This window comes from Sphingomonas sp. Leaf34 (assembly GCF_001421805.1).
Classification (GTDB): domain Bacteria; phylum Pseudomonadota; class Alphaproteobacteria; order Sphingomonadales; family Sphingomonadaceae; genus Sphingomonas.
The window spans coordinates 484,468-508,102 of record NZ_LMLC01000005.1 but is presented as its reverse complement, the minus strand read 5'-3'; the positions used below and the strand labels follow the sequence as shown (position 1 = coordinate 508,102).

21 protein-coding genes are annotated in these 23,635 nt (G+C 67.4%); 10 read left to right on the top strand and 11 right to left on the bottom strand.

Going from position 1 to position 23,635, the window contains the following annotated elements; translation table 11 throughout:
* Nucleotides 1-23 precede the first annotated feature (23 nt).
* Both ASF00_RS16690 and ASF00_RS16685 read left to right on the top strand, forming a co-directional pair.
* A complete protein-coding gene (locus tag ASF00_RS16690) occupies nt 24-908 on the top strand; it encodes an aldose 1-epimerase family protein (protein WP_055881944.1) in 885 nt (294 codons plus the stop codon).
* A gap of 314 nt (nt 909-1,222) precedes the next feature.
* Nucleotides 1,223-2,791: a peptide chain release factor 3 gene (locus ASF00_RS16685; RefSeq protein ID WP_055881941.1), complete on the top strand. Its 1,569-nt coding sequence runs from the start codon at nt 1,223-1,225 to the stop codon at nt 2,789-2,791.
* Nucleotides 2,792-2,917: 126 nt separating this feature from the next.
* On the opposite strand, the gene ASF00_RS16680 is transcribed toward ASF00_RS16685, so the two are convergent.
* From ASF00_RS16680 to rpmF, 5 genes are all read right to left on the bottom strand, one after another.
* Complete coding sequence (locus tag ASF00_RS16680) at nt 2,918-3,295, bottom strand: MerR family transcriptional regulator (RefSeq protein WP_055882447.1); 378 nt, start codon at nt 3,293-3,295, stop codon at nt 2,918-2,920.
* A 33-nt stretch (nt 3,296-3,328) separates the two neighbouring features.
* Nucleotides 3,329-3,628 carry an integration host factor subunit alpha gene (locus ASF00_RS16675; protein WP_055881937.1) on the bottom strand — a complete coding sequence of 100 codons (300 nt, stop codon included), beginning with the start codon at nt 3,626-3,628 and terminating at the stop codon, nt 3,329-3,331.
* A 94-nt stretch (nt 3,629-3,722) separates the two neighbouring features.
* A complete protein-coding gene (locus tag ASF00_RS16670) occupies nt 3,723-4,691 on the bottom strand; it encodes a beta-ketoacyl-ACP synthase III (protein ID WP_055881934.1) in 969 nt (322 codons plus the stop codon).
* Nucleotides 4,688-5,716, bottom strand: coding sequence for a phosphate acyltransferase PlsX (plsX, locus tag ASF00_RS16665; protein ID WP_055882441.1), 1,029 nt, complete (start codon nt 5,714-5,716; stop codon nt 4,688-4,690). The genes ASF00_RS16670 and plsX overlap by 4 nt, the downstream gene beginning before the upstream one ends.
* 41 nt (nt 5,717-5,757) lie before the next feature.
* A complete protein-coding gene (gene rpmF / locus ASF00_RS18165) occupies nt 5,758-5,937 on the bottom strand; it encodes a 50S ribosomal protein L32 (RefSeq protein ID WP_056054400.1) in 180 nt (59 codons plus the stop codon).
* 225 nt (nt 5,938-6,162) lie between these two features.
* On the opposite strand from rpmF, the gene ASF00_RS16660 reads away from it, so the two are divergent.
* Together ASF00_RS16660 and ASF00_RS16655 are read left to right on the top strand one after the other, a co-directional pair.
* On the top strand, nt 6,163-6,606 hold the full coding sequence (locus ASF00_RS16660; RefSeq protein ID WP_055882438.1) for an MAPEG family protein: 444 nt from the start codon (nt 6,163-6,165) through the stop codon (nt 6,604-6,606).
* A complete protein-coding gene (locus ASF00_RS16655) occupies nt 6,603-8,228 on the top strand; it encodes a M28 family metallopeptidase (protein WP_055881931.1) in 1,626 nt (541 codons plus the stop codon). The genes ASF00_RS16660 and ASF00_RS16655 overlap by 4 nt, the downstream gene beginning before the upstream one ends.
* A 259-nt stretch (nt 8,229-8,487) precedes the next feature.
* Here ASF00_RS16655 and ASF00_RS16650 read toward each other — a convergent pair whose 3' ends face one another.
* On the bottom strand, nt 8,488-9,147 hold the full coding sequence (locus ASF00_RS16650; protein ID WP_055881929.1) for an MBL fold metallo-hydrolase: 660 nt from the start codon (nt 9,145-9,147) through the stop codon (nt 8,488-8,490).
* A gap of 80 nt (nt 9,148-9,227) precedes the next feature.
* On the opposite strand from ASF00_RS16650, the gene pabB reads away from it, so the two are divergent.
* Entirely contained in the window at nt 9,228-10,988 is a 1,761-nt protein-coding gene (pabB, locus tag ASF00_RS16645) for an aminodeoxychorismate synthase component I (RefSeq protein WP_055881926.1), read from the top strand.
* A gap of 51 nt (nt 10,989-11,039) precedes the next feature.
* Complete coding sequence (locus ASF00_RS16640; protein WP_055881923.1) at nt 11,040-12,239, top strand: pyridoxal phosphate-dependent aminotransferase; 1,200 nt, start codon at nt 11,040-11,042, stop codon at nt 12,237-12,239.
* A 301-nt stretch (nt 12,240-12,540) separates the two neighbouring features.
* Here ASF00_RS16640 and ASF00_RS18650 read toward each other — a convergent pair whose 3' ends face one another.
* Nucleotides 12,541-12,801, bottom strand: a complete 261-nt coding sequence (locus tag ASF00_RS18650; protein ID WP_156348409.1) for a hypothetical protein — start codon at nt 12,799-12,801, stop codon at nt 12,541-12,543.
* Between ASF00_RS18650 and msrA the strand changes: the two genes are divergently transcribed.
* Complete coding sequence (msrA, locus tag ASF00_RS16635; RefSeq protein ID WP_055881919.1) at nt 12,785-13,444, top strand: peptide-methionine (S)-S-oxide reductase MsrA; 660 nt, start codon at nt 12,785-12,787, stop codon at nt 13,442-13,444. The two genes, ASF00_RS18650 and msrA, sit on opposite strands and share 17 nt — an antisense overlap.
* A gap of 157 nt (nt 13,445-13,601) precedes the next feature.
* Here msrA and pdeM read toward each other — a convergent pair whose 3' ends face one another.
* Complete coding sequence (gene pdeM / locus ASF00_RS16630; RefSeq protein ID WP_055881915.1) at nt 13,602-14,264, bottom strand: ligase-associated DNA damage response endonuclease PdeM; 663 nt, start codon at nt 14,262-14,264, stop codon at nt 13,602-13,604.
* Nucleotides 14,265-14,399: 135 nt separating this feature from the next.
* Here pdeM and ASF00_RS16625 point away from each other — a divergent pair, with 135 nt between their 5' ends.
* Nucleotides 14,400-16,391 carry a potassium transporter Kup gene (locus ASF00_RS16625; RefSeq protein ID WP_082463508.1) on the top strand — a complete coding sequence of 664 codons (1,992 nt, stop codon included), beginning with the start codon at nt 14,400-14,402 and terminating at the stop codon, nt 16,389-16,391.
* A gap of 161 nt (nt 16,392-16,552) precedes the next feature.
* Here ASF00_RS16625 and ASF00_RS16620 read toward each other — a convergent pair whose 3' ends face one another.
* The 3 genes from ASF00_RS16620 to ASF00_RS16610 all read right to left on the bottom strand — a co-directional run bounded on the left by ASF00_RS16620 (nt 16,553) and on the right by ASF00_RS16610 (nt 21,600).
* Nucleotides 16,553-17,950: a M20/M25/M40 family metallo-hydrolase gene (locus ASF00_RS16620; RefSeq protein WP_055882432.1), complete on the bottom strand. Its 1,398-nt coding sequence runs from the start codon at nt 17,948-17,950 to the stop codon at nt 16,553-16,555.
* Between the two features lie 59 nt (nt 17,951-18,009).
* Nucleotides 18,010-18,978 carry a retroviral-like aspartic protease family protein gene (locus ASF00_RS16615; RefSeq protein ID WP_082463507.1) on the bottom strand — a complete coding sequence of 323 codons (969 nt, stop codon included), beginning with the start codon at nt 18,976-18,978 and terminating at the stop codon, nt 18,010-18,012.
* Between the two features lie 198 nt (nt 18,979-19,176).
* Nucleotides 19,177-21,600, bottom strand: coding sequence for a ligase-associated DNA damage response DEXH box helicase (locus ASF00_RS16610; RefSeq protein ID WP_082463528.1), 2,424 nt, complete (start codon nt 21,598-21,600; stop codon nt 19,177-19,179).
* A gap of 191 nt (nt 21,601-21,791) precedes the next feature.
* Here ASF00_RS16610 and ASF00_RS16605 point away from each other — a divergent pair, with 191 nt between their 5' ends.
* Nucleotides 21,792-22,298 carry a hypothetical protein gene (locus ASF00_RS16605; protein ID WP_156348407.1) on the top strand — a complete coding sequence of 169 codons (507 nt, stop codon included), beginning with the start codon at nt 21,792-21,794 and terminating at the stop codon, nt 22,296-22,298.
* A 164-nt stretch (nt 22,299-22,462) separates the two neighbouring features.
* Nucleotides 22,463-23,461, top strand: a complete 999-nt coding sequence (locus ASF00_RS16600; protein ID WP_055881905.1) for a ligase-associated DNA damage response exonuclease — start codon at nt 22,463-22,465, stop codon at nt 23,459-23,461.
* Nucleotides 23,462-23,635: the final 174 nt, after the last annotated feature.

The following is a 23,635-nucleotide window of genomic DNA, read 5'->3' as shown; positions in this document are numbered from 1 at the left end:
GCCGACCGTAGCGGAGTACAGACATGACCGACCTCATCACGATCGCCAACGACCACCTGACCGCGCAGATCAACCCGCTCGGCGCCGAACTCACCTCGCTCAAGGACGCGGCCGGCCGCGAGCTCATGACCGATGCCGACCCGGCTTTCTGGACCGGCCACGCGCCGATCCTCTTCCCCGTCGTCGGTCGCCCCTACCGCGACACGATCCGCATCGACGGCACCGAATACCCGATGAAGCAGCACGGCTTCGCGCGCCGCATGGCGTTCGCCGTGTCCGAACAGCAGCCCGGATCGGTCGCCTTCACGCTCGAGGCCACGCCCGAGACGCGCGCGGTCTATCCATTCGACTTCGCGCTGACGATCACCTTCGTCCTGGCCGACGCGACGCTCGCCATCGACGTCGCGATCACCAACCCCGCCGCGCAAGCCCTCCCGGCGAGCTTCGGCTTCCACCCCGCCTTCGCCTGGCCGCTGCCTTACGGGCAGGATCGCGCCGACCACCGCATCGTCTTCTCGGCCGACGAGCCCGACACGCTGCGCATGATCGCCGACGACGGCACGATCGCCGAGGGCGAGCGTCCCTCGCCGCTGGAGGGCCGCACGCTGCGCCTGCGCGACGACCTGTTCGCGAAGGACGCGCTGGTCTGGGACACGGTCCGCTCCGACTCGGTCACCTATGGCGCCGAGCACGGCCCGCAGCTGCGGATCGATTTTCCCGACACGCCCAAGCTCGGCCTCTGGACCAAGCCCGGCGCCGCCTATGTCTGCGTCGAACCCTGGCACGGCATCGCCGACCCCGAAGGCTATACCGGCGAGTTCCGCGACAAGCCCGGTGTGTTCGAGGTGGCGCCGGGGGACGTGAAGCGGATCGCACTCCGCGTCACGCTGGTCCCACCCGCGCGCTGACCCGAAACGATCCTCCCCCGCCAGGGGGAGGTGGCGCCGAAGGCGACGGAGGGGGAGGACACGGAACGAGCGTTTCCCTTCCCGCCCCCTCCGTCAGGCTGCGCCTGCCACCTCCCCCTTGCGGGGGAGGATGACGGTGTGGTCAAGGACCCCTCTGTCCTACACGCCCCGCATCTGCCAATAGCACGCGATGATCGCTGCAAGCCTTCTCCTCCCGCTCCCGCCGCGTCCCGCGCGGGGAGGGGATTCCGAGCGGTACGTAGCCTGAACTTCCTTAACTTCCGAGCCCCGACTCGGCTCCCCGGATCCACGCCATGACCCAATTTCCCCGCCGTACCTTCGCGATCATCTCGCATCCCGATGCCGGCAAGACCACGCTGACCGAAAAGCTCCTGTATTTCGGCGGCGCGATCCATCTCGCCGGCGAGGTGAAGGCGCGCGGCCAGAACCGCCGCGCGCGCTCCGACTGGATGAAGATCGAGCAGCAGCGCGGCATCTCGGTCACCTCGTCGGTGATGACGTTCGAACGCCAGGGTATCACCTTCAACCTGCTCGACACGCCGGGCCATGAAGACTTTTCCGAGGACACGTATCGCACGCTGACCGCGGTCGACTCGGCCGTCATGGTGATCGACGCCGCCAAGGGTATCGAGCCGCAGACGCGCAAGCTGTTCGAGGTCTGTCGCCTGCGCAACGTGCCGATCATCACCTTCGTTAACAAGGTCGACCGCGAGGGCCGCGACCCGTTCTCGCTGCTCGACGAGGTAGCGGAGATGCTCCAGCTCGACGTCTGCCCGATGAGCTGGCCGGTCGGCATGGGTGGCGAGTTCGAGGGCGTGTACGACCTGTACGCCAACACGCTCAGCCGCCCCGAGGGCGACAGCCGCGAGTTCATGGGCAAGGCGATCCCGTTCGCGGGCATCGACGACCCGGAGCTGGCCAAGATCCTCAGCCCCGAAGGCATCGCCCGCCTGAACGACGAAGCCGAACTCGCCCAGGGCGGGTATTCGAGCTTCGACGCCGAGGCGTACCGCGCGGGCAATCTGACGCCGGTGTATTTCGGTTCGGCGCTCAAGGATTTCGGCGTCGCCGAACTGATCGCCGCGCTCGCCGACTATGCGCCGCCACCGCGCGCGCAGCCCGCCGAGCCCGCGCCGATCTCGCCCGAAGAGAGCGAAGTCACCGGCTTCGTGTTCAAGGTGCAGGCGAACATGGACCCCAACCACCGTGACCGCATCGCGTTCATGCGACTGTGCTCGGGCGTGTTCAAGCGCGGCATGAAGCTGACGCCGACTGGCCACGGCAAGCCGATCGCGGTCCACTCGCCGATCCTGTTCTTCGCGCAGAACCGCGAACTGGCGGACGAGGCGTTCCCCGGCGACATCATCGGCATCCCCAACCACGGCACGCTGCGCGTCGGCGATACGCTGAGCGAAAAGGCCGCGATCCGCTTCACCGGCCTGCCGAACTTCGCGCCCGAAATCCTGCGCCGCGTCGTGCTGAAGGATTTCACCAAGACCAAGCAGTTGCGCAAGGCTTTGGACGACATGGCCGAGGAGGGGGTGACTCAGGTCTTCTACCCCGACATCGGCTCGAACTGGATCATCGGCGTCGTCGGGCAATTGCAGCTCGAAGTGCTGCTCTCGCGCCTCGACGCGGAGTACAAGGTCGCAGCCGGGCTCGAGCCCGCGCCGTACGAGACCGCGCGCTGGATTTCGGCGGAAGACCCGCAGGAACTCAAGACCTTCGCCGAGATCAACCGCGGCGCAATGGCGAAGGATCGCGACGGCAACCCCGTCTTCCTCGCGAAAAGCGCTTGGGAAGTGAACTACATCGCCGAGCGCTATGCCAAGATCCGCTTCGCTGCCACGCGGGAACGGTAAGGGACCGCAACCGCCATCCATCGTCATCCCCGCGGAGGCGGGGACCCGGATGCTCAAACGCCTGTGGATTGATCGCTACGGTCAGTCACTATGGATCCCCGCCTGCGCGGGGATGACGAGACCGGGTCAGTCCGCGGCCAGCGCCTCGGCGAGCATGTCGCGGATCGCGCGCAGCGCGGGCATCGGCGACTCGGCCTGCGCGACGAACTCGGCGGGGCCGGGTATTGCCGGCGGCGCGGTCTTCTCGCCCGCCAGCAACTGCTGCACGCCGCGGACGGTATAGCCCTCACGGTTCAGATACTGGTCGATCCGCCGCACCAGCGCGACGTCCTCGGGCCGGTAATAGCGCCGGTTGCCTGCGCGCTGCAGCGGTTTGAGCTGGGGAAAGCGCGTTTCCCAATAGCGCAGGATATGCTGCGGCAAACCGGTATCGCGCGACAGCTCGCCGATCGTCCGGAACGCTGCCCCCGCCTTGGTCGTCGGTGGCGGGGTATCGTCGTTCATCGAGACGGCATCGGCGTCGTCAGGCACGCTGGATCAGTTGGCGCCGACAATGCGTTCACGCATCATCTGGCTCGCCCGGAACGTCAGCACGCGGCGCGGCGCGATCGGCACCTCGATGCCGGTCTTGGGGTTGCGCCCCACGCGCTCGCCCTTGTCGCGAAGCACGAACGTACCGAATCCCGAGATCTTGACGTTCTCGCCGCCGGACAGTGCACCGCACATCTCGGCAAGAATCTGTTCCACGATCTTGGAGGAATCGGCACGCGACAGCCCCACCTCGCGGTGGAGGGATTCGGCCAGATCGGCCCGCGTCAAAGTACCGGTCATCGTCATTGCATGCTCCCACACCCGGCGTTTCTCCTACACATGCGGGCAGGCGAGCGGAAGAACTTTTGTTCTAGAAGCGACCCGGCATGTTTGGAAACGATTAGAAGCGGATAACCGCGGCGCCCCAGGTGAAGCCGCCACCCATCGCTTCGAGGATGACGATCTGTCCCTGCTGGATGCGCCCGTCGCGGACCGCGACATCGAGCGCGAGCGGCACCGAGGCCGCCGAGGTGTTGGCATGCTGGTCGACGGTGACGACGACCTTGGCGGGTGCGAGGCCCAGTTTGCGCGCGGTCGCATCGAGGATCCGGGCGTTCGCCTGATGCGGCACGACCCAGTCGACCTGGTCCGCGTCGAGCCCGGCCATCGCCAGCGACTCGGTCATTACCGACGCCAGGTTCGTCACCGCATGGCGGAAGACCTCGCGGCCCTTCATGCGCAGCTTGCCGACGGTGCCGGTCGTCGAGACGCCGCCATCGACGTACAGAAGCTCGTTGTGCCGCCCATCGGCGTGCAGCTTGGTCGTCAAGATACCGCGCCCGCCCTCGTCGGCCGTGTCCTGCGCCTCCAGCACGATCGCGCCGGCGCCGTCACCGAACAAAACGCACGTCGTCCGGTCTTCCCAGTCGAGGATGCGGCTGAACGTCTCCGCACCGATCACTAGCGCGCGCTTGGCGACGTTGCTGCGGATCATGCTGTCGACGACCTGGACCGCGTAGAGGAAGCCCGAGCAGACCGCGGCCACGTCGAACGCGACGCAGTCGTCGATACCGAGCATCGCCTGCACCTTGGTGGCGCTCGATGGAAACGTCTGGTCGGGAGTCGCGGTGGCGAGCACGATCAGGTCGATGCTCTGCGCGTCGATCCCGGCGGCCGCCAACGCGGCCTTGCACGCGTCGGCCGCCAGCGTCGCGGTCGTCTCGCCTTCGCCGGCGATGTGGCGAAAGCGGATGCCGGTGCGCTCGACGATCCAATCGTCGCTGGTATCGACGGTCTCCGCGAGCTCGGCGTTCGAGACCCGGTGGGCGGGCAGGGCGGAGCCCGTGCCGATGACGACCGAACGGATCATGCCGCCTTCTCCACATTGCCGAGATCGTCGGCGATGCGCCGGATCAGATCGTTGCGGACCATCTTGGCGGCATTGCCGATCGCAGTCGCGACGCCGCGATCGGTGGCGCCGCCATGGCTCTTCACGACGATGCCGTTGAGGCCGAGAAAGACCGCGCCGTTGTGATTGTTGGGATCGAGGTGATCGCGCAGCAATTCCGTCGCGGGCTTCGAAATCAGGAAGCCAAGCTTCGAGCGCACCGAACTGCGGAACGCGCGCTTGAGCAGGTCGGCGACGAATCGCGCGGTGCCCTCGGCGGTCTTCAGCGCGATGTTGCCCGAAAAGCCGTCGCACACGACCACGTCGACCTCGCCGCGCGACAACCGGTCGCCTTCGATAAAGCCGTTGAACTGCATATCCACCGCCGGAGTCGCGCGCAGCTGGGCTGCGGCATCGCGAATCTCGTCGGTGCCCTTCATGTCCTCGCTGCCGATGTTCAGCAGCGCGACGCGGGGGTGTGGAATGTCGAGCGCAGTGCGCGCATAGGCCGCGCCCATGATCGCGAACTGGACGAGGTTGCGCGCATCGCACTCGGTGTTCGCGCCGAGGTCGAGCATCACCATGTCGGTGTCGCCCAGAGTCGGCAGGCGCGCCGCGAGTGCCGGCCGGTCGATCCCGGGCAGCATCCGGAGCGACAGCTTCGCCATCGCCATCAGCGCACCGGTGTTACCCGACGACACCGCGGCGGCGGCGCGACCCTGTTTGACCAGGTCGATCGCGATGCCCATCGAGGTCTTCTTGGCACGTCGGATCGCCTGGGTCGGCTTTTCGCTCGACCCGACGACTTCCGGCGCGTGGACGATCTCCGAATGCTGCGACAGGTTCGGATGCGCCTTCAGCCCCTCGCGAATCGCAGCTTCGTCTCCGACCAGCAGGAAACGCATGACCTCGAATTGATGACGCGCGCGAGCGACACCGGCAAGCATCACTGCCAGCCCGTCGTCGCCACCCATCGCATCGACCGCGATCCAGCCGCTGTCGGGCATCGTCAATCCTTCGTTCAAGTTAGAGGTTCCGGACGGAAGCCTCAGCCCTCGATCGAGAGGATTTCACGACCGTTATAGTGGCCGCACGAACCACACAGGTTGTGCGGACGCTTCAGTTCGCCACAATTGGGGCATTCCTGGAACGACGCGATCGTGAGCGAGTCGTGGCCACGGCGCATGCCGCGCTTGGAGGGCGAGGTTTTTCTTTTGGGGACGGCCATTTCGGCACCTTGTTCAATCTAAAGGTCGGGGCTCTGAGTACGCCCGGACACGGAACTCGGCAACCGACATGAATGCCGGCCGCCTGAAGCAACCCATGCGGCCTGACGCTCGCGAAGCGTGGCGCTATAGCGATTTCGTGCCGCGTTGCAAGCATTGGCCCTCGCGTTGCAACCATGGGTCGCGGGTGGCAGGAGCTGGTGCGACATCAAACGAGGGGCAACGCCGTGATATTACCCGTGACGCTGACGATCGCAGCGGCTGCTGCCGTCGTCAATCTATGGCTCGCGTTCCGAATCGTGCCGATGCGCGTGAAGGGGAACGTCCTGATCGGCGACAACGGCGATGCGCTGTTGCAGGGCCGGATGCGCGCGCATGCGAACTTCACCGAATATGCGCCGTTCATCCTGATCCTGCTCGGGCTGATCGAACTGGCGGGTGGGTCGACGCTGTGGTTGTGGATTGCCGGCGCGGTGTTCGTGATCGCCCGCGTCGCGCACGCGTTCGGGATGGACCGGCCGACGTCGAGCGTACCGCGCGCAGGCGGGGCGCTGGCGACCTGGGCGCTGATGGCGCTGCTCGCCGGCTGGGCGCTGACGATCGCCTATCAGGCCAACACGGTGCCGGCTGCCACGACCTTCCAGGTCGTGCCGTCGGGTGGCCGCGCATGAGCGCGCGCCGCCTGTTCGTCGCCGCAGCGCTGCTGACGGCGTCGCCTGCCGTCGCGCAAGGGGCACCCGAACGCCTGTCCGCAGACGTGAAGACGCTCGCGTCCGACGCGTTCGAGGGCCGCGCGCCCGGCACGCCGGGGGAGACCAAGACGATCGACTGGCTGATCGCGCAGTTCAAGGCGATGAAGGCACAGCCCGGCGGCCCGAACGGCAGCTGGACGCAGCCCGTGCCGCTCGTCCACACGCGGATGGGCACCGGCACCGTCCGCGCGGGCGGCACGCCGCTGGTGCAGGGCCGCGACGTCTATCTCAGCACCGTCCGCGGGGTCGACCGCGTCGCCATCGCCAACGCGCCGATGGTGTTCGTCGGCTACGGCGTCAGCGCGCCCGAACGCGGCTGGGACGACTTCAAGGGGCTCGACCTCAAGGGCAAGGTCGCGGTCTTCCTCGTCAACGATCCCGATTTCGAGGCAATCGCGGGCGACGATTCGAAGGGCAAGTTCGGCGATCGCCGGATGACCTATTACGGCCGCTGGACGTACAAATACGAGGAGGCGGCAAGACGGGGTGCCGTCGCCGCACTGATCGTCCACGACACGCCGGGAGCTGGCTATGGCTGGAACACCGTCACCGCGCCGGCGGGCGAGAATTACGACATCGTGCGGAAGGATCCCGACTCGCGGGTGATGCTCCAGGGCTGGCTCGAGGGTGGTGCCGCGACTCGGCTGTTCGCCGCCTCCGGCCTCGACCTCGCAGGCTTGCGCAAGGCCGCCCGCCGCAGCGATTTCCGCCCGGTACCGCTGAAACAGGCGTTCACTACCGACCTGCCGGTCAAGCACGACACCGCCGAGAGCCGCAACGTGCTGGCAAAGCTTCCCGGGACCAAGCACCCGGACGAGGTCGTGATGTTCGGCGCGCACTGGGATGCTTACGGGATCGGCGCGCCCGATGCGCAGGGCCGCACGATCCGGCCCGGTGCCAACGACGATGGGCTGGGCGTGGCGGGCGTGCTCGAACTCGCGCGCACCTTCGCCAAGGCACCGCGGACCGACCGCAGTCTCGTCTTCGCGCTCTGGAGCGGCGAGGAGCGCGGGTTGCTCGGCTCCGAAACCTATGCGGTGAACCCGGTCTATCCCGCCGCGAAGACGGTCGCCAACCTGACGCTCGACATCCTCCAGACCGCGGGTCCCGCAAAGGACGTCATGCTCGTCGGCGCAGGCCAGAACAGCCTCGAGGACATGCTGGGCGATGCCGCCAAGGCGCAGGGCCGCGCGGTAACCCCCGAAGCGCTTCCCGAACGCGGGCTGTTCTACCGCGCCGATCATTTCTCGGTCGCGCGCCGCGGCGTGCCGACGCTGCTGCTGATGGCGATCAGCGGTGCGCCCGATCTGGTGACGGGCGGGCGGACTGCGGGGCAGGCTTGGCTCGACGGCTATATGAAATGCTACCATCAGACGTGCGACGCCTGGGGGGCGGACTGGGATCTGCGCGGCGCCGCGCAGGATGTCGGTCTGTTCCAGACGATCGGGTCGAAGCTAGCGAACAGCCGGTCGTGGCCGGAATGGCGCGATGGCTCCGAGTTCAAGTCGGTGCGGGCCGAGACGGCGGGCGAGCGGAAGTAGGATCTAGCCCACGCGCACTACCACCCCGGCGAAGGCCGGGGCCCAATTGGAAAGGTTGCTGTAACGGAGCGCCACCTTCGCCAATCGTCGCCCCCCAATTGGGCCCCGGCCTCCGCCGGGGTGGGGCGGCTGGGAGGCGGCGCCTCTTCAGCCCCTTCCTGTTTTCCCGCGAAGGCGGGCGTCCAGGGTCACGAACGCCACCGCCTGATACCCTGGGCTCTCGCCTCCGCGGGGGAAGGGGTAGGTTTGCGAACGGACGTCAGGCCGCCAAAGCCCGATCGCTCACGAACATGTTCGTCGCCCGCTCATGCGCAAACGTGCTCGCCGGCCCATGCCCCGGGATGAAGCTCGTATCGCTCCCCAGCGGCCACAATTTCTCGACGATCGACTTCACCAGCACCTGATGATTCCCGCCCGGCATGTCCGACCGCCCAACCGACCCCTGGAACAGCACGTCGCCGACCTGTGCGAACTTCGACGGCGCGTGGTGGAAGATCACATGCCCCTCGGTATGCCCCGGCGTCTCGTACACATCGAGCACGAGGTCGCCGACCAACACGGTGTCGCCCTCGACCAGCCACCGGTCGGGCTCGAAATTCACGCCGCTGATGCCGTATTTCGGCCCGTCCTGATCGAGCCGCTGCAACCAGAACCGGTCCGCCTCGTGCGGCCCCTCGATCGGCACGCCCAGATCGTTCGACAGCCGCTTGGCGCCGCCGGCATGGTCGATATGACCATGCGTCAGCAGGATCTTCTCGACCGTCACGCCCGCCTGTTCGACCGCCGCCATGATCCGCGGCAGGTCGCCGCCCGGATCGATCACCGCCGCCTTCATCGTCGCGGTGCACCAGATGATGGTGCAGTTCTGCTGGATCGGCGTGACGGGGACGATCGCGGCGCGGAGGGGAGGATTTGTCATGGCCTCGAAATAGGATAGCGCATCGGTTGGAGCAATCGCCGCTTGCGATTTGCACCGCGGCCCGTGCAACAGTCGCAACGATGTGGACTGCGCCCTTCGTTTTGCTCGACGACGCCCGCGAGGGCGGGGCTCCAGCCCGGCTGTACCGCGATCCTATCCGGATCGTCCGCGCCGATACGCTCGCCGAAGTCCGCCCCGCGCTCGACGCGCTGCGCGCCGCCCGTGCGGACGCTCTCCACGCCGCCGGCTACCTGACCTACGAAGCCGGCGCTGCGCTTGCATCGAAGCCCGTCGATGTCCGCACCGAGGGTCCGCTGCTCTGGTTCGGCCTGTTCGCCGGGTACGAGACGATCGCCGCGCACGACGTCGCCGCGCTGCTCCCCGATCCCGCCGGGGCGTGGACCGGCGCACCCCGGCCGCATATCGACCGCGACACCTACGACGTCAGCCTGAAGCGCGTGCTCGAGCTGATCGCGGCGGGCGACATCTACCAAGCGAACCTCACCTTCGCCGCGACCGTGCCGTTCGTCGGCGACCCCCTCGCGCTCTACGCCCGGCTCCGCCGCCAGGCCGGCGCGGGCTATGGCGCGCTGATCGACACCGGCGAGACGCGCTTCCTGTCGCTCTCCCCCGAACTGTTCTTCGCGCTCGACGGCGACACGCTCACCTGCCGCCCGATGAAGGGAACGGCACCACGCGGCGACACGCCCGAGATCGACCGCGCACTGGCCGAGGCGCTCGCGGCCGACCCGAAGCAGCGCGCCGAAAACCTGATGATCGTCGATCTGATGCGCAACGACCTGTCGCGCGTCGCGACCCACGTCGCGGTCCCCGACCTGTTCACCGTCGAGACCTATCCGACCGTCCACCAGATGACCTCGACCGTCACTGCCACGCGCAAGCCCGATTGCGACGCGGTCGACGTGCTCGCCGCGCTGTTCCCGTGCGGCTCGATCACCGGCGCGCCCAAGCAACGCGCGATGGAGGTCATCGCCGAGGTCGAACACGCGCGCACCCGCGGCATCTACACCGGCGCGATCGGTCGCTTCGATCCGAGTGGCGATGCGATCTTCAATGTCGCGATCCGCACGATCGCGATCGAGGACGGTGCGGCCGCGATGAGTCTCGGTTCGGGCATCGTCGCCGACAGCGCGGCCGACGCCGAGTGGGCGGAATGCCACGCCAAGGGCGCGTTCGTCACCGCCGGCCAGCGCCCCTTCGACCTGATCGAGACGATGGCATTCGATCCCGAAGACGGGCTCACCCGCCTCGAAGCGCATCTCGCACGGATGAAGGCGAGTGCGGAGCGGCTCGGTTTCACCTTCGATCGCCACACCGCGCGCAACGAGCTGCAGGCCGCGACCTTCCGGTTGCGCGGCCCCCGCCGGATCCGCCTGCTGCTCAGCCCGTCGGGCGCGATCGCGATCGAGGCGGCACCGCTGCCGCACTCGCCGGCCGAGGCGCACGTCGCGATCGTTCCGCTGCCGGTCGGGCCCGCCGACTTTCGCCTGCGCCACAAGACGAGCGCGCGCGGCTTCTACGACGCGGCGCGCAAGGACGCAGGAACGTTCGAGGTCGTGTTCGAGGATGCCGACGGCTTCCTGACCGAAGGCAGCTTCACCTCGCTGTTCGTGCCGCGCGGCGACGTGCTTGCGACTCCGCCGCTACGGCATGGCCTGCTCCCCGGTATTCTCCGCGCCGAAATGCTCGAATCGGCGCGCGCGATCGAGGTGCCGCTCACTCGCGCCGACCTCACGGGCGGTTTCTTCATCGGAAATGCGGTCCGTGGCCTCATTCCGGCGATTGTTGCGGTTGCGAAATCGGTCACCCGGGGCGTATAGCCCGCGCGAATTCCGCGGCTCGAAACTGCGGACAACCGCAAAGGTTCCATCATGCACGCATCCGCCGCGCTCGGTCGCATCAGCCCTTCGCCGACGCTCGCGATCACCAGCCGCGTTCTCGAGCTGAAGCGCGCGGGCGTCGACGTGATCGGGCTGGGCGCGGGCGAACCCGATTTCGACACGCCCGACTTCGTCAAAGAGGCCGCGATCCAGGCGATCCGCGACGGCAAGACCAAATACACCAATGTCGACGGCACGATCGAGCTGAAGCAGGCGATCGTCGCCAAGTTCGCGCGCGACAACGGCCTGATCTACACCACCGACCAGGTCAGCGTGAACGTCGGCGGCAAGCACACCCTGTTCAACGCGATGGTCGCGACGATCGATCCGGGCGACGAGGTCGTCATCCCCGCGCCCTATTGGGTCAGCTATCCCGACGTCGTGCAGTTCGCCGGCGGCGTGCCCGTGATCGTCAAGGCAGGCCCCGAGGTCGGCTACAAGCTCGATCCCGCGGCACTCGACGCGGCGATCACGCCCAGGACCAAGTGGGTGATCCTCAACTCGCCGTCGAACCCGACCGGCGCCGGCTACACGATCGACGAGCTGAAGGCTTTGGGCGCGGTGCTGGCGAAGCACCCGCACGTCTGGATCTTCGCCGACGATATGTACGAGCATATCGTCTATGACGGCTTCAAGTTCGCGACGATCGCCGAGGCGTGCCCCGAGCTGTTCGAGCGCACGCTGACCGTCAACGGCTGCTCGAAGGCCTATGCGATGACCGGCTGGCGGATCGGCTATGCCGGCGGTGCGAGCTGGCTGATCAAGGCGATGGCCAAGCTCCAGTCGCAGTCGACCTCGAACCCGTGCTCGATCGCGCAGGCCGCCGCCGTCGCCGCGCTCAATGGCGACCAGTCGTTCCTCGCCGAACGCAACACAGCGTTCCAAGGCCGTCGCGACCTGGTCGTGAAGATGCTGAACGAGATCGACGGCATGGAATGCCCGACGCCGGAGGGCGCGTTCTACGTCTACCCGTCGTTCGCCGCGCTGATCGGCAAGACGACCCCGAACGGTCGCCTGATCGACACCGACGAGGCGATGGTCGGGTATCTGCTCGACGACGCCAAGGTCGCGGTCGTGCAGGGCGCGGCGTTCGGCCTCAGCCCGGCGTTCCGGATAAGCTATGCGACCTCGGACGCGCTGCTGCGCGAGGCATGCACGCGCATCCAGACCGCCTGCGCCGCGCTGAAGTAACTGCCTGATCCTCCCCCGCAAGGGGGAGGTGGCTGGCCCTTGCCAGACGGAGGGGGAGGAAAGGAATAACCTCTGCTCCGTGTCCTCCCCCTCCGCCACCTTTCGGCGACACCTCCCCCTGGCGGGAGAGGATTTGCGGCTGGAGCAACATTTCGGAAACGCGGCGACATCGCCCGGCAATCCTGCCGGGAGATCCCTGCTGCACGATGAACGCATCGGCCACGCCGCGTTAATCGAGAGTTTCTAAAAACGACATTGTGGTTGGCCGGCATCTCTACGACATGCCGGTTCGTAGCTGATGCTAACCCATCCGGTTGGCGTCATCACTTGGTTTCATTGGGATCGCATCATGCGCAGCATCGTAAAGTCGAGTTTCTTCTGGCAGTTCAGCGGCGGTTTCGTCCTCGGCGCCATCGGCTTGCTCGCGCTGCAGCCCGCTGAAGCCCGCCAGACCTTCGCAAGCCATTTCGAACACAGCGCGTCCACCACGCGATAAACACCCGGACGGCTTGGCGAAACGGAGCGGCAACCCCATGTATCTAAACATGAAAAAGCCGCTCATCGCCACGCTCGCCGCCGTCGGTATCGCCGGTGCGATTCTTGCCACCGGTGCAGCGCAAGGCGCCCGCGCCGTCGTCATCCCCGCCGTCAAGACCGACCTGCCGCCCGCGCCCGGTATCCAGACCGCGGTGCTCGCCGGCGGCTGCTTCTGGACGATGGAGGCGGTGTTCGAGCATGTGAAGGGCGTGAAGACGGTCACGACCGGCTATGCAGGCGGCACCAAGGCCACCGCGACCTACGATCAGGTTTCCGCCGAGACGACCCGCCATGCCGAAGCGATCCGGATCGCCTATGATCCCCGAGTCGTGAGCTATGGCACGCTGCTCCGAGTCTATTTCTCGATCGCGCATGATCCGACGACGCTGAACCGGCAGGGCCCCGACAGCGGCACCAGCTATCGCTCGGCGATCTTCCCGCAGTCGCCCGCGCAGGCGCAGGTCGCCCGTGCGTACATCGCGCAGCTAGGTGCGACGCGCGCGTTCTCCGGCCCGATCGTGACAAAGCTCGAAACCGGCGCCTTCTATCCGGCTGAGGCGTATCACCAGAACTTCGCCGACCGGAACCCGACGCATCCCTATGTGGTAACATGGGACAAGCCCAAGCTCGCCGCATTCCGCGCAGCGTTTCCGACGATTTCGAGCTGAGAGACTACCAGCTTTCCCAATGATCCACCCCGGCGAAGGGCGGGGCCCAAGTGGGAAGGCTTAAGTAACCGCGGACCATCCTCCGTTACACGCGGCCCGCAATTGGGCCCCGGCCTCCGCCGGGGTGGTGGCCTAGAGCCCCGAGTAGCGACCCGATTCAGGCCGCAACCGGAAACCGCAGCATCCGGTCCGCCACCGGCACCATCGCCTCCGCGCCCGCCCCGACCGCGCGGACGATCTCGGGGTGGTCGACATCCAGCCCCCCGGTCAGCGATCCGAACGCAGGCAGGATCAGCTTCGTCGCGGTTGCCACGAAGCACCGCCGCGCCACCGATTTGCCGCGCACGCGCAGCCGCAGCTTCGGGTGGAAATGCCCCGACAGTTCGGGCCGCGTCTCCGCGCGGTCCGCCTCGTGGCGTAGCATCAGCCCGTCGACGACGACCTCGTCCACCACGGTCCCGCCGCACCGGTCGAGGATCGCCGGATCGTGATTGCCCGTGATCCACGTCCAGCGCGTGGCCTGCGTCATCGCCTGGAGCATGGCCTGCGCGCGCGGCGGCAAGCGCTCGCACCCGTCGCTGTCGTGAAAGCTGTCGCCCAGGCACCAGACTTCGCGCGCGCCGGTCGCCGCGATCAGCGCGGTCAGATCGGCCAGCGTCGCAATCGAATCATAGGGGGGCAGCATCTGGCCCGACCGCGCGAACCAGCTCGCCTTCTCGAAATGCAGGTCGGCGACCAGCAGCGCGCGCCGCTCCGGCCAGAACAGCGCGCCTTGCGCCAACGCCAGAAGCGCATGTCCGCCGAACGAAAAGGGAACCATTCGCCTGCCATGCCGCTGTGCGCGCGGTGAATCAACCCGCCTTCGCGTCAAAGCGGCAACAGGTCGGCAGGACTTGCGCATGCCCCCAATCGGCGTAAAGCGCGCCGTCCCATCAGGAGGAGCGCTCTTCGCGCCATGACGTCCGTAGCCGGAACACCCCAGACCGCAGTTGTGACCGAACCGACCGCCGATCAATCGGCGCCGGCCGATCTGTCCGCGGCGCATCTGCATCCTCATCCGGCGCTGGCCGCGCTGACCGTCGGCGCGATCGGCGTCGTGTTCGGCGATATCGGCACCAGCCCGCTCTACGCGTTCCGCGAAGCGCTGGGCCAGACGTCGGCGGGTGGCATCGACCCGAGCGAGATCCTCGGCGTGCTGAGCCTCGCGCTCTGGTCGCTGTTCCTCGTCGTCACCGTCAAATACGTCATCTTCCTGATGCGCGCGGACAACCAGGGCGAGGGCGGCGTACTGGCGCTTGCTGCGCTGGCCCGTCGCGCGCTCGGCATGCGGTCGCGCATCGCGATCGTGCTCGGCGCGGCGGGGGCGTCGCTGTTCTACGGCGATGCAATCATCACGCCGGCGCTGTCGGTGCTGTCCGCAATGGAGGGGCTGCGGACGATCCCGAGCGCGGCACACATCTTCAACGAGGGCGTGGTGCGCGCGTTGACGATCGGCATCCTGATCGCGCTGTTCATGATCCAGTCGCGCGGCACCGCGCAGGTGTCGAAGCTGTTCGGCCCGGTCTGCATCCTCTGGTTCGTCACGATCGGCGCGCTCGGAATCTGGCACATCGCCGACGAGCCCTCGATCGTCCGCGTGTTCCTGCCGACCTATGGCATTTCGTTCCTCGCCACGCACGGCGTCACCGGGCTGTTCGTGCTCGGTGCGGTGTTCCTGACCGTCACCGGTGCGGAAGCGCTGACCGCGGACATGGGCCATTTCGGCAAGCTGCCGATCCGCATCGGCTGGTTCTTCCTCGTGTTCCCCGCGCTCGCGCTCAATTATCTGGGGCAGGGCGCGTTCGCGCTCGCCAAGCTAGAAGATGCGGCGCGGCAGGGCATTCCCTTCGTCAATCAGGACTGGTTCTTCCTGATGGCGCCCGAATCGCTGCGCCCCGCGCTGATCATCCTCGCAGGCTTTGCGACCGTGATCGCCAGCCAGGCGGTCATCACCGGCGCGTTCAGCCTCACGCAGCAGGCGATCCAGCTCGGCCTGCTCCCCCGCCTGCGCATCCGTCAGACCTCCGCGGTGTTCGCCGGCCAGATCTATCTTCCGGCGATCAACTGGCTGTTGCTGATCGGCGTGCTGGTGCTGGTGATCCAGTTCAAGACGTCGTCGGCGATGGCCGCGGCGTACGGCATCGCGGTGACCGGCACGATGGTCGTCACCACGCTGCTCGCCTACATCGTCGTGCGGCATCGCTGGAACTGGTCGCGCCCGCTGGCGCTGGCGGCGATCCTGCCGTTCCTGACGCTCGACCTGATCTTCTTCGGCGCGAACATCCTCCGCGTGATCGAGGGCGGCTGGGTGCCGCTCGTGATCGCCGCGTCGATCGGCCTCATCATCTACACCTGGGTCCGCGGCAAGAAGATCGTCAGCGCGTTCGAGAAGCGCCAGAGCATCCCGCTCAGCGACCTCGCCGCCGCGCTGGAGAAGCGCCCGCCCGAGCGCGTCTCGGGGACCGCGGTGTTCCTGACCGCGAACCCGCATGCGACGCCGGGCGCGCTGCTGCACAACCTCAAGCACAACAAGGTGCTGCACGAGCGCAACCTGATCGTCAGCATCCGCACCGCCGACCGCCCGTTCGTCGACGAGGCGAGCCGCGCCAAGGTCGAGCGTGTCGACGACAATTTCTCGATCGTCGTGCTGACCTATGGCTTCATGGAATCGCCCGACGTGCCGCGCGATCTCGGGGTGGGCAACAAGACCGAGCAGCTCGGGCTCGACCCGATGCGCACCTCGTTCTTCATCGGCCGCAACACGCTGAAGCCCGATGCGGAAAAGGGCATGCCGCCGTGGCAGGACCGGATCTTCCTGTTCCTGCAGCGCAACGCCAGCGACCCGACCGACTTTTTGAAGATCCCCCCCGGCAAGGTGCTCGAGCTAGGCGAACAGGTCACCGTCTAAACTCCCTCTCCCCTCCGGGGGGAGGGAAGGGGCCCGCACGGCGAAGCCGGGTGGGAAGGGAGAGGGGCGTGAGGCTCGGGACGCTGATCCCACCGCCCCTCACCCTTCCGTCGCCTAGGGATCCTCCCTCCCTCACCCCCCGAGGGGAGAGGGATTCGGGGTCACCCCGCGAACGCCTTCACCAGATCGAACAGATAATCGCGGCCGTCGTAGAGCGACGCCACGCGGATCCGCTCATTCAGCCCGTGGATCCCGCCCATGTCCTTGTCGATGAACATCCCCGGCACGCCGTAGACGGGGATCCCGATCGCCTCGAAGAAGATGCCGTCGGTCGCGCCCGTCGACATCATCGGCAGGATCGGCAGCCCCGGAAAATGCTTCGCCGCGACCTTCGCCACGGGGCCCATGATCTTCGGATCGAGCGTCGGCGGGATTGCGGTCGGGCGCACCGGCTGGTTCGCGGTCACCGTCACCTTCGCGCCCGCCAGCTCCTTCAGCTTGGCGAGCGTGCCGTCGACCGTCTCCCCCGGAAAGATCCGGCAGTTGATGTTCGCGGTCGCGCGCTGCGGCAGCGCGTTCTCCGCATGCCCTGCGCTCAGCAGCGTCGCCACGCAGGTCGTGCGCAGCGTCGAATGCATCGCCTTGTCGCGGCTGACGATCGCATCCGCCGCCTTGTCCTCCGGATTGGCGAGCAACGCCGTGATCGCGCTCCCCATCTCGCCCGGCATCGCCTTCGCGCTGGCCGTGAAGAACGCCCTGGTCGTGTCGGTGAACGTCACCGGGAATTCATAGCCCTGCACCGCCTTCACCGCATCGGCGAGTTCGTAGATCGCGTTCTCCGGCGTCGGCTGCGAGCTGTGTCCGCCGGGATTGGTGGCAAGGAACGTGTAGTTCTGCGCAGCCTTCTCGCCGACCTGGATCGCCAGCAACTGGCGCTTGCCGCTGTCGTCGAGCCGCCCGCCGCCACCTTCGTTCAGCGCAAACTCCGCCGCGATCAGGTCGGGCTTCGATTTCGCCAGATACTGCGCGCCGTTCCACGCGAACGTGGTCTCCTCGCCGCAGGTCAGCGCCAGCTTGATCGTGCGCCTGGGCTTGTACCCGGACGTCTTGAAGCGGATCATCGCGTCGGACCAGATCGCCGCCTGCGCCTTGTCATCGACGGTGCCGCGCGCATAATAATAGCCGCCCTCCTCGATCAGCGTGAACGGATCGCGCACCCAGTCCTCGCGCTTGGCCTCGACCACGTCGAGATGCGCGAGCAGCAGCATCGGCTTGACGCTTGCGTCCGATCCTTTGAGCACCGCGACCAGCCCGCCGTCCTTGGGATGCTCGGGCACCGAGAAATAGGTGATGTCGGAATCCGCATAGCCCGCGCTCTTCAACCGCGCGCCGATCTGCGCCGCAGCCTGCGTACAGCTGCCCGCGGACAGCGTCGTGTTGGTCTCGACCAGTTCCTTGTAAAGCCCGAGAAACGCCTTCTGGTCGGGCCGCGATTGGGCCTGCGCCGAGACGGGCGCGGCGAGAACCGCCGCCGTAAGTAGCCAACCTGTCGCCCGCATCATCGTCCCCTTTATCGTGTCATGCCGGAGCGTTGCAGCGAACGGGGGCGGACGCAACCTCAACGGCGTCGGGTGCCGCGCGGCAACGCCAGCCGTACCTCGCGGTTGGCGAAGTCGATGTCGACGCGGCGGAACAGCTGCAGCACGTCCATTCCCAGCAACATCGCGGGGCGCTCGGCCAGGCCGAATACCGCGAATGGCGGCGCGTCGACCGCGGTGAACGCCACGGGCAGGTCGCCCAGCGTCAGGCTGCCGATCGAGACCCGGTCCATCGTGGTATAGTCGGCAACCACCGTCTCGCCGGTGACCCCGGTCAACGACACCGACTGAGTCCGATTCGCGCCTCCCAGCGCCTTGCGAGTCACCTTCCGGCGCAGCGCGGCATTGGCCATGCTGATCGAGGTGCCGGTATCGAGGATCACGCGGATGCGGATGCCGTTGCAATAGGCGTCGGTGACGACGAGCTGCCCGAACAGGCTGCGCGCGCGGATGACGATCTCGTCGGGGGCGGCGCGCTCGCGGAGGCGGCGTTTGCGCGAGGGGGTGACGGTCATGACGTTGGTGTCGAAGTCGATCGTCACCGCATGATCCTGCAACGTGTCGATCCCAAGCAACCCGCGCGCACCGAGGTTGATCGCGCCGATCGCCGGCGCCTCGATCGGTGCGCTGCCGATCACGCCGACCTTGAGCGAGGGGATGACGACGGTGGCCACGCGCTCCGATCCGGTCATCCCCGTCACGCGCACCGTACGGCCCGGCGCGAGGCCGAGCGTCGCAGCAAGCTCGCGCGCGATGACGGTCCGCTGCGCCCCCGTGTCCACGACGAACGGAAAGGGCCCCGCGCCCGCGATCGTCACCGGCACCGTCATCCGCGTCTGGTCGTCGCCGAACAACAGCGTCGCGGCATCGGGGTCTGCTGCGGATGCTGCAGCCGTTGGCGGTGCAGCATTCTGGCGCGGAAGCACGCCGTCCTGGGCGCTTGCCTGGGCGGTGATCACGAACAGCAACGGGCCCAACCACCTGCGCATGCTGCAAATGCTGCGCCGGATTTCAACCGCGCGCAACTGGCGTTGTTGGGGGAGAACGACGCTCCACAAACCACCACCCCGGCGGAGGCCGGGGCCCAATTGGAAAGGTGGTCGTAACAGCGCATTTCCCCCAATTAGCAGCGTCCCCCAATTGGGCCCCGGCCTCCGCCGGGGTAGTAGAACTTAGGAAGTCCCCCCTCAATCCGGCCGCATCGCGTCGGCGATCATCGCCTCCGCCTCGATCAGCAGCGCGTCTTCCGAACTGCTCGTCGTCACCTTCTCGCGCCCGATCAGCGTCAGCACGGGCACCGCCAGCGGCGTCACCCGCTCCAGGTCGACATGCACCATCGTCGCCGCCGCCCGGTCGAGCAGCGACGCCAGCCGCCCGACATCGGTCATCCGCGCGCGCGCATCCGCCCACGCCGCCTCCAGCAACAGATGCGTCGGCTCGTATTTGCGCAGCACGTCGTAGATCAGGTCGGTCGAGAACGTCACCTGCTTGCCGGTCTTGCGCTTGCCCGGATGTTGCCGCTCGACCAGCCCGCCGATCACCGCGACCTCACGGAACGCGCGCTTGAGCAAATGCGATTGCTGCACCCATTCGACGAATTCATGCTCGAGGATATCCGCCGAGAACAAAGCCGCCGGATCGGTGATCTTCTCCAGCCCAAACACCGCCAGCGCATAGTCGTTCGCGACGAAGCCGAGAGGTTTAAGTCCCTGCGTCTCCATCCGCCGCGTGATCAGCATCCCCAGCGACTGGTGCGCGTTCCACCCCTCGAAGCTGTACGCGACCATGTAATGCCGCCCCTCGCGCGGGAACGTCTCGACCAGCAGCTGGCCGGGTTCGGGCATCACCGACCGATACGCCTGCATCTCCAGCCATTCGCGCACGTCGTCGGGAAACCGCGCCCAGTCGCCTGTATGCGCGAGGAACCCGCGAACCCGGTCGGCCAGGTTGGTCGACAGCGGCATCCGGCTGCCGCCATAGGTCGGGATCCGCGCCGGCTTCGACGTCGCGCGCACGACCAGGTCCTCGAGGTCGATCTTCATCACCTCGAGGCTGAGCCCCGCGAAGAAGAACGTGTCGCCGTGGCTCAGCTGCGCCGCGAACGCCTCCTCGACGCGACCCAGCACGCGGCCATTGCCGAACCGCACATTGAGCATCGTCGCCTCGACGATGATCCCCGCGTTCAGCCTGTGCTGGCCGATGAACTTGGGGTGGCTGACCCGCCACGTGCCATCCGCGTCCTTGGTCAGCCGCTTGAACCGGTCATACGCCTTCAGCGAATAGCCGCCGTCACTGATGAAATGGAGCACGCGCTCGAACGTTTCGGTCGGCAGCGCCGAATAGGGCAGCGCGGAGCGAATCTCGTCGAGCAGATCCGCCTCGCGGAACGGCGCCGCACACGCGCACGCCATCACATGCTGCGCCAGCACGTCGAGTGCACCGACGCGGAAGATGTCCGAATCGAGCTCCCCCGCCTCGACCGCGTCGAGGGCTGCTCGCGCCTCCAGATATTCGAACCGGTTGCCGGGCACGACGATCGCCTGGCTCGATTCATCGAGCCGGTGGTTGGCGCGTCCGATCCGCTGCAACAGCCGCGACGATCCCTTGGGCGCGCCCATCTGGATCACGCAATCGACATTGCCCCAGTCGACCCCCAGATCGAGGCTCGAGGTGGCGACCAGCGCGCGCAGCTTGCCCTCGGCCATCGCGTTCTCGACCTTGCGCCGTGCCTCCTTGGCCAGACTCCCGTGATGGACACCGATCGGCAGATTGCCCGCATTCACCTTCCACAGATCCTGGAAGATCAGCTCGGCGAGGCTGCGCGTGTTGCAGAACACGATCGAAGTCTCGTGCGTCTCGATCTCCGCCATCACCTGCGCGGCGGCATAGCGGCCCGAATGCCCCGACCATGGCACGCGACCCTCGGGCAGCAGGATCGCGATGTTGGGATCGGCACCCGCCTCGCCGCGCACCATCGCGACCTGGTCGATATCGCCGTCGGGGGCGAGCCATGCGCGATAGCCGTCGGCATCCGCGACCGTCGCCGACAGCGCGACCCGGCGCATCCCCGGCGCGATTGTCTGCAACCGGGCCATGCACAACGACAGCAGGTCGCCGCGCTTGCCGGTCGCGAACGCGTGCACCTCGTCGACGACGATCGTGCGCAACGTGTCGAACATCGTGATGCTGTCCGGATAGCTCAGCAGCAGCGACAGAGACTCAGGCGTCGTCAGCAGGATCTGCGGCGGCTTGATCCGTTGCCGCGCCTTGCGGTCCGAGGGCGTGTCGCCGGTGCGCGTCTCGACGCGGATATCGAGCCCCATCTCGTCGATCGGGGTCAGCAGGTTGCGCTGCACGTCGACCGCGAGCGCCTTCAACGGCGAGACGTAGAGCGTGTGCAGCCCCGCGGTCGGCGCCTCGATCAGCTCGGCGAGCGTCGGCAGGAACCCCGCGAGCGTCTTGCCCGCGCCCGTCGCCGCCACCAGCAGCGCGTGATGGCCCGCCCGGCCTTCCGCCAGCATCTCGCGCTGATGCCGCCGCGGACGCCATCCCCGCGTCGCGAACCAGTTTTCCAGGGGGAGGGGAAGGTCGCTCACGGCCTGTTCACGCATCGTCGTCATATGGGGGCAACGCGCCGCACCGCTATGGACCGCGTGCAGAACGACCGGCATTTCGGCCAAAGCTCTGTTGTGAAAGACAATCGGTGTCGCTTTTTCGCTATCTTCTGCCGCTCCCGTTGCTTGCACTCCTGCCCTTCGCCAATGCCGTCGCCGCCGACAAGTCGTTCGTTGGGGGCGGAGGAATGGTTCGGCTCTCCCATCCATCCAGCGTAATACCGACCCGCAACTTCGCCGGTCGCGCGCTGCTGAACAGCGGCTGGCGGCAGATGTGGGACGGCTCGGCGGTCGGCCGCGGCGTCGGCATCGTCCGGTTCTGGCAAGTCGCCAAACCGACCGGCGGGCAGGGGCAGGTGACCGAGATGCTCCAGGTCGGCTTCAGCCGGAGCGCGGGCGTGGTGGCCACATGCGGTACCGAGGGGCTGGTCGCGGGTCATGCTCGGCGGCTTCCCAACCGGATGCTCGGCGGGCATCGCTGGACGGTCTACACCAACGGCGACGCGGGAATGAGCCAGCAGGTGAGCGCGACCAATTTCCGCAGCGTCATCAACGGCGCGTGCTACGCGATCGATCGCATAACCTACGCGGTCAAGGCCGGTGCCCCGCCTCCGCGCAATGCACCGACCCAGGCGGCGGCAGCGGCGCAGATGGACGCGATCCTGGCGACGATCAAGGTCGGCGGTCGACGCTGATCCGAGCGCTGCATCCGGCAAGGCGAGCGGCGCCCGCTCCCCTTTCTTCCGTCAGGATGACGGGGCTTGGGTGATACGCCGTGCTGCGGTCCCCACCGTGTATCCGTCTCACCCCAGCGCCACGCGATCACGGCACCGCACCCCGGTCCACGCGTTACCCCCGCATGGCAAAACTCGGCGACTGGCTCGAACCGCATCCGTACGGCATCCTCGTCAAGCCGATCGACGCGTGGATAGACCCCTCGATCCCGACCGCGAAGGCGCTCGTCACGCACGGTCACGCCGATCACGCGCGCGGCGGTCACGAGGCGGTGTGGGCGACCCCCGAAACGCTCGCGATCATGGACGCGCGCTACGGCCCGCAAGCCGGCAACCCGGTCGCGTATGGCGAGACGATCCGGATGGGCGAGGTGGATATCGGCTTCGTGCCCGCCGGCCATGTGCTCGGCTCCGCGCAGATCGTGCTCGATTACCGCGGCGAGCGGATCGTCGTCTCGGGTGATTACAAGCGCCGCGCGGACCCGACCTGCACGCCGTTCGAACCCGTCAAATGCGACGTCTTCATCACCGAGGCGACGTTCGGCCTGCCGGTCTTCCGCCATCCCGATACCGGCGACGAGATCGACAAGCTGATCGCCGCGCTCCACGCCAACCCCGATCGCTGCGTCGTCGTCGGCGCCTATGCGCTCGGCAAGGCGCAGCGCGTGATCGCCGAACTGCGCGAGCGCGGCCATCACGCGCCGATCTACATCCACGGCGCGCTGCAACGGCTGTGCGATCTCTACGCGGATCACGGCGTCCGGCTCGGCGAACTGCTGCCCGTCGCGGATACAAAGAAGGCGGACATGGCGGGGCATGTCGTGATGTGCCCGCCCGGCGCGCTCAACGATCGCTGGTCGCGGCGGCTGCCCGATCCGATCACCGCGATGGCGAGCGGCTGGATGCGCGTCCGCGGCCGCGCGCGACAGAAGAATGTCGAGCTGCCGCTGATCCTCAGCGATCACGCCGACTGGGACGAGCTCATCGCGACGCTGACCGAGATCGCGCCGCGCGAAGTCTGGGTGACGCACGGCCGCGAGGATGCGCTGGTCCACTGGTGCATGACCCGCCAGATCAAGGCGCGCGCGCTGGCGCTGGTCGGGTTCGAAGACGAGGACGACTGACCCGCGCGCGCCGCCGGCCCCGCCGCCCGTCATCCTGACGAACGTCAGGACCCAGAGCCACGGAGCGGATCGTTTGTAACCCTGGGTCCTGACGTTCGTCAGGATGACCGCGATAACCAGCGTGAAGCTTGCGCTTCGCTCGCCAAACGGCAGGATAGGGCATTACCCCTGTCG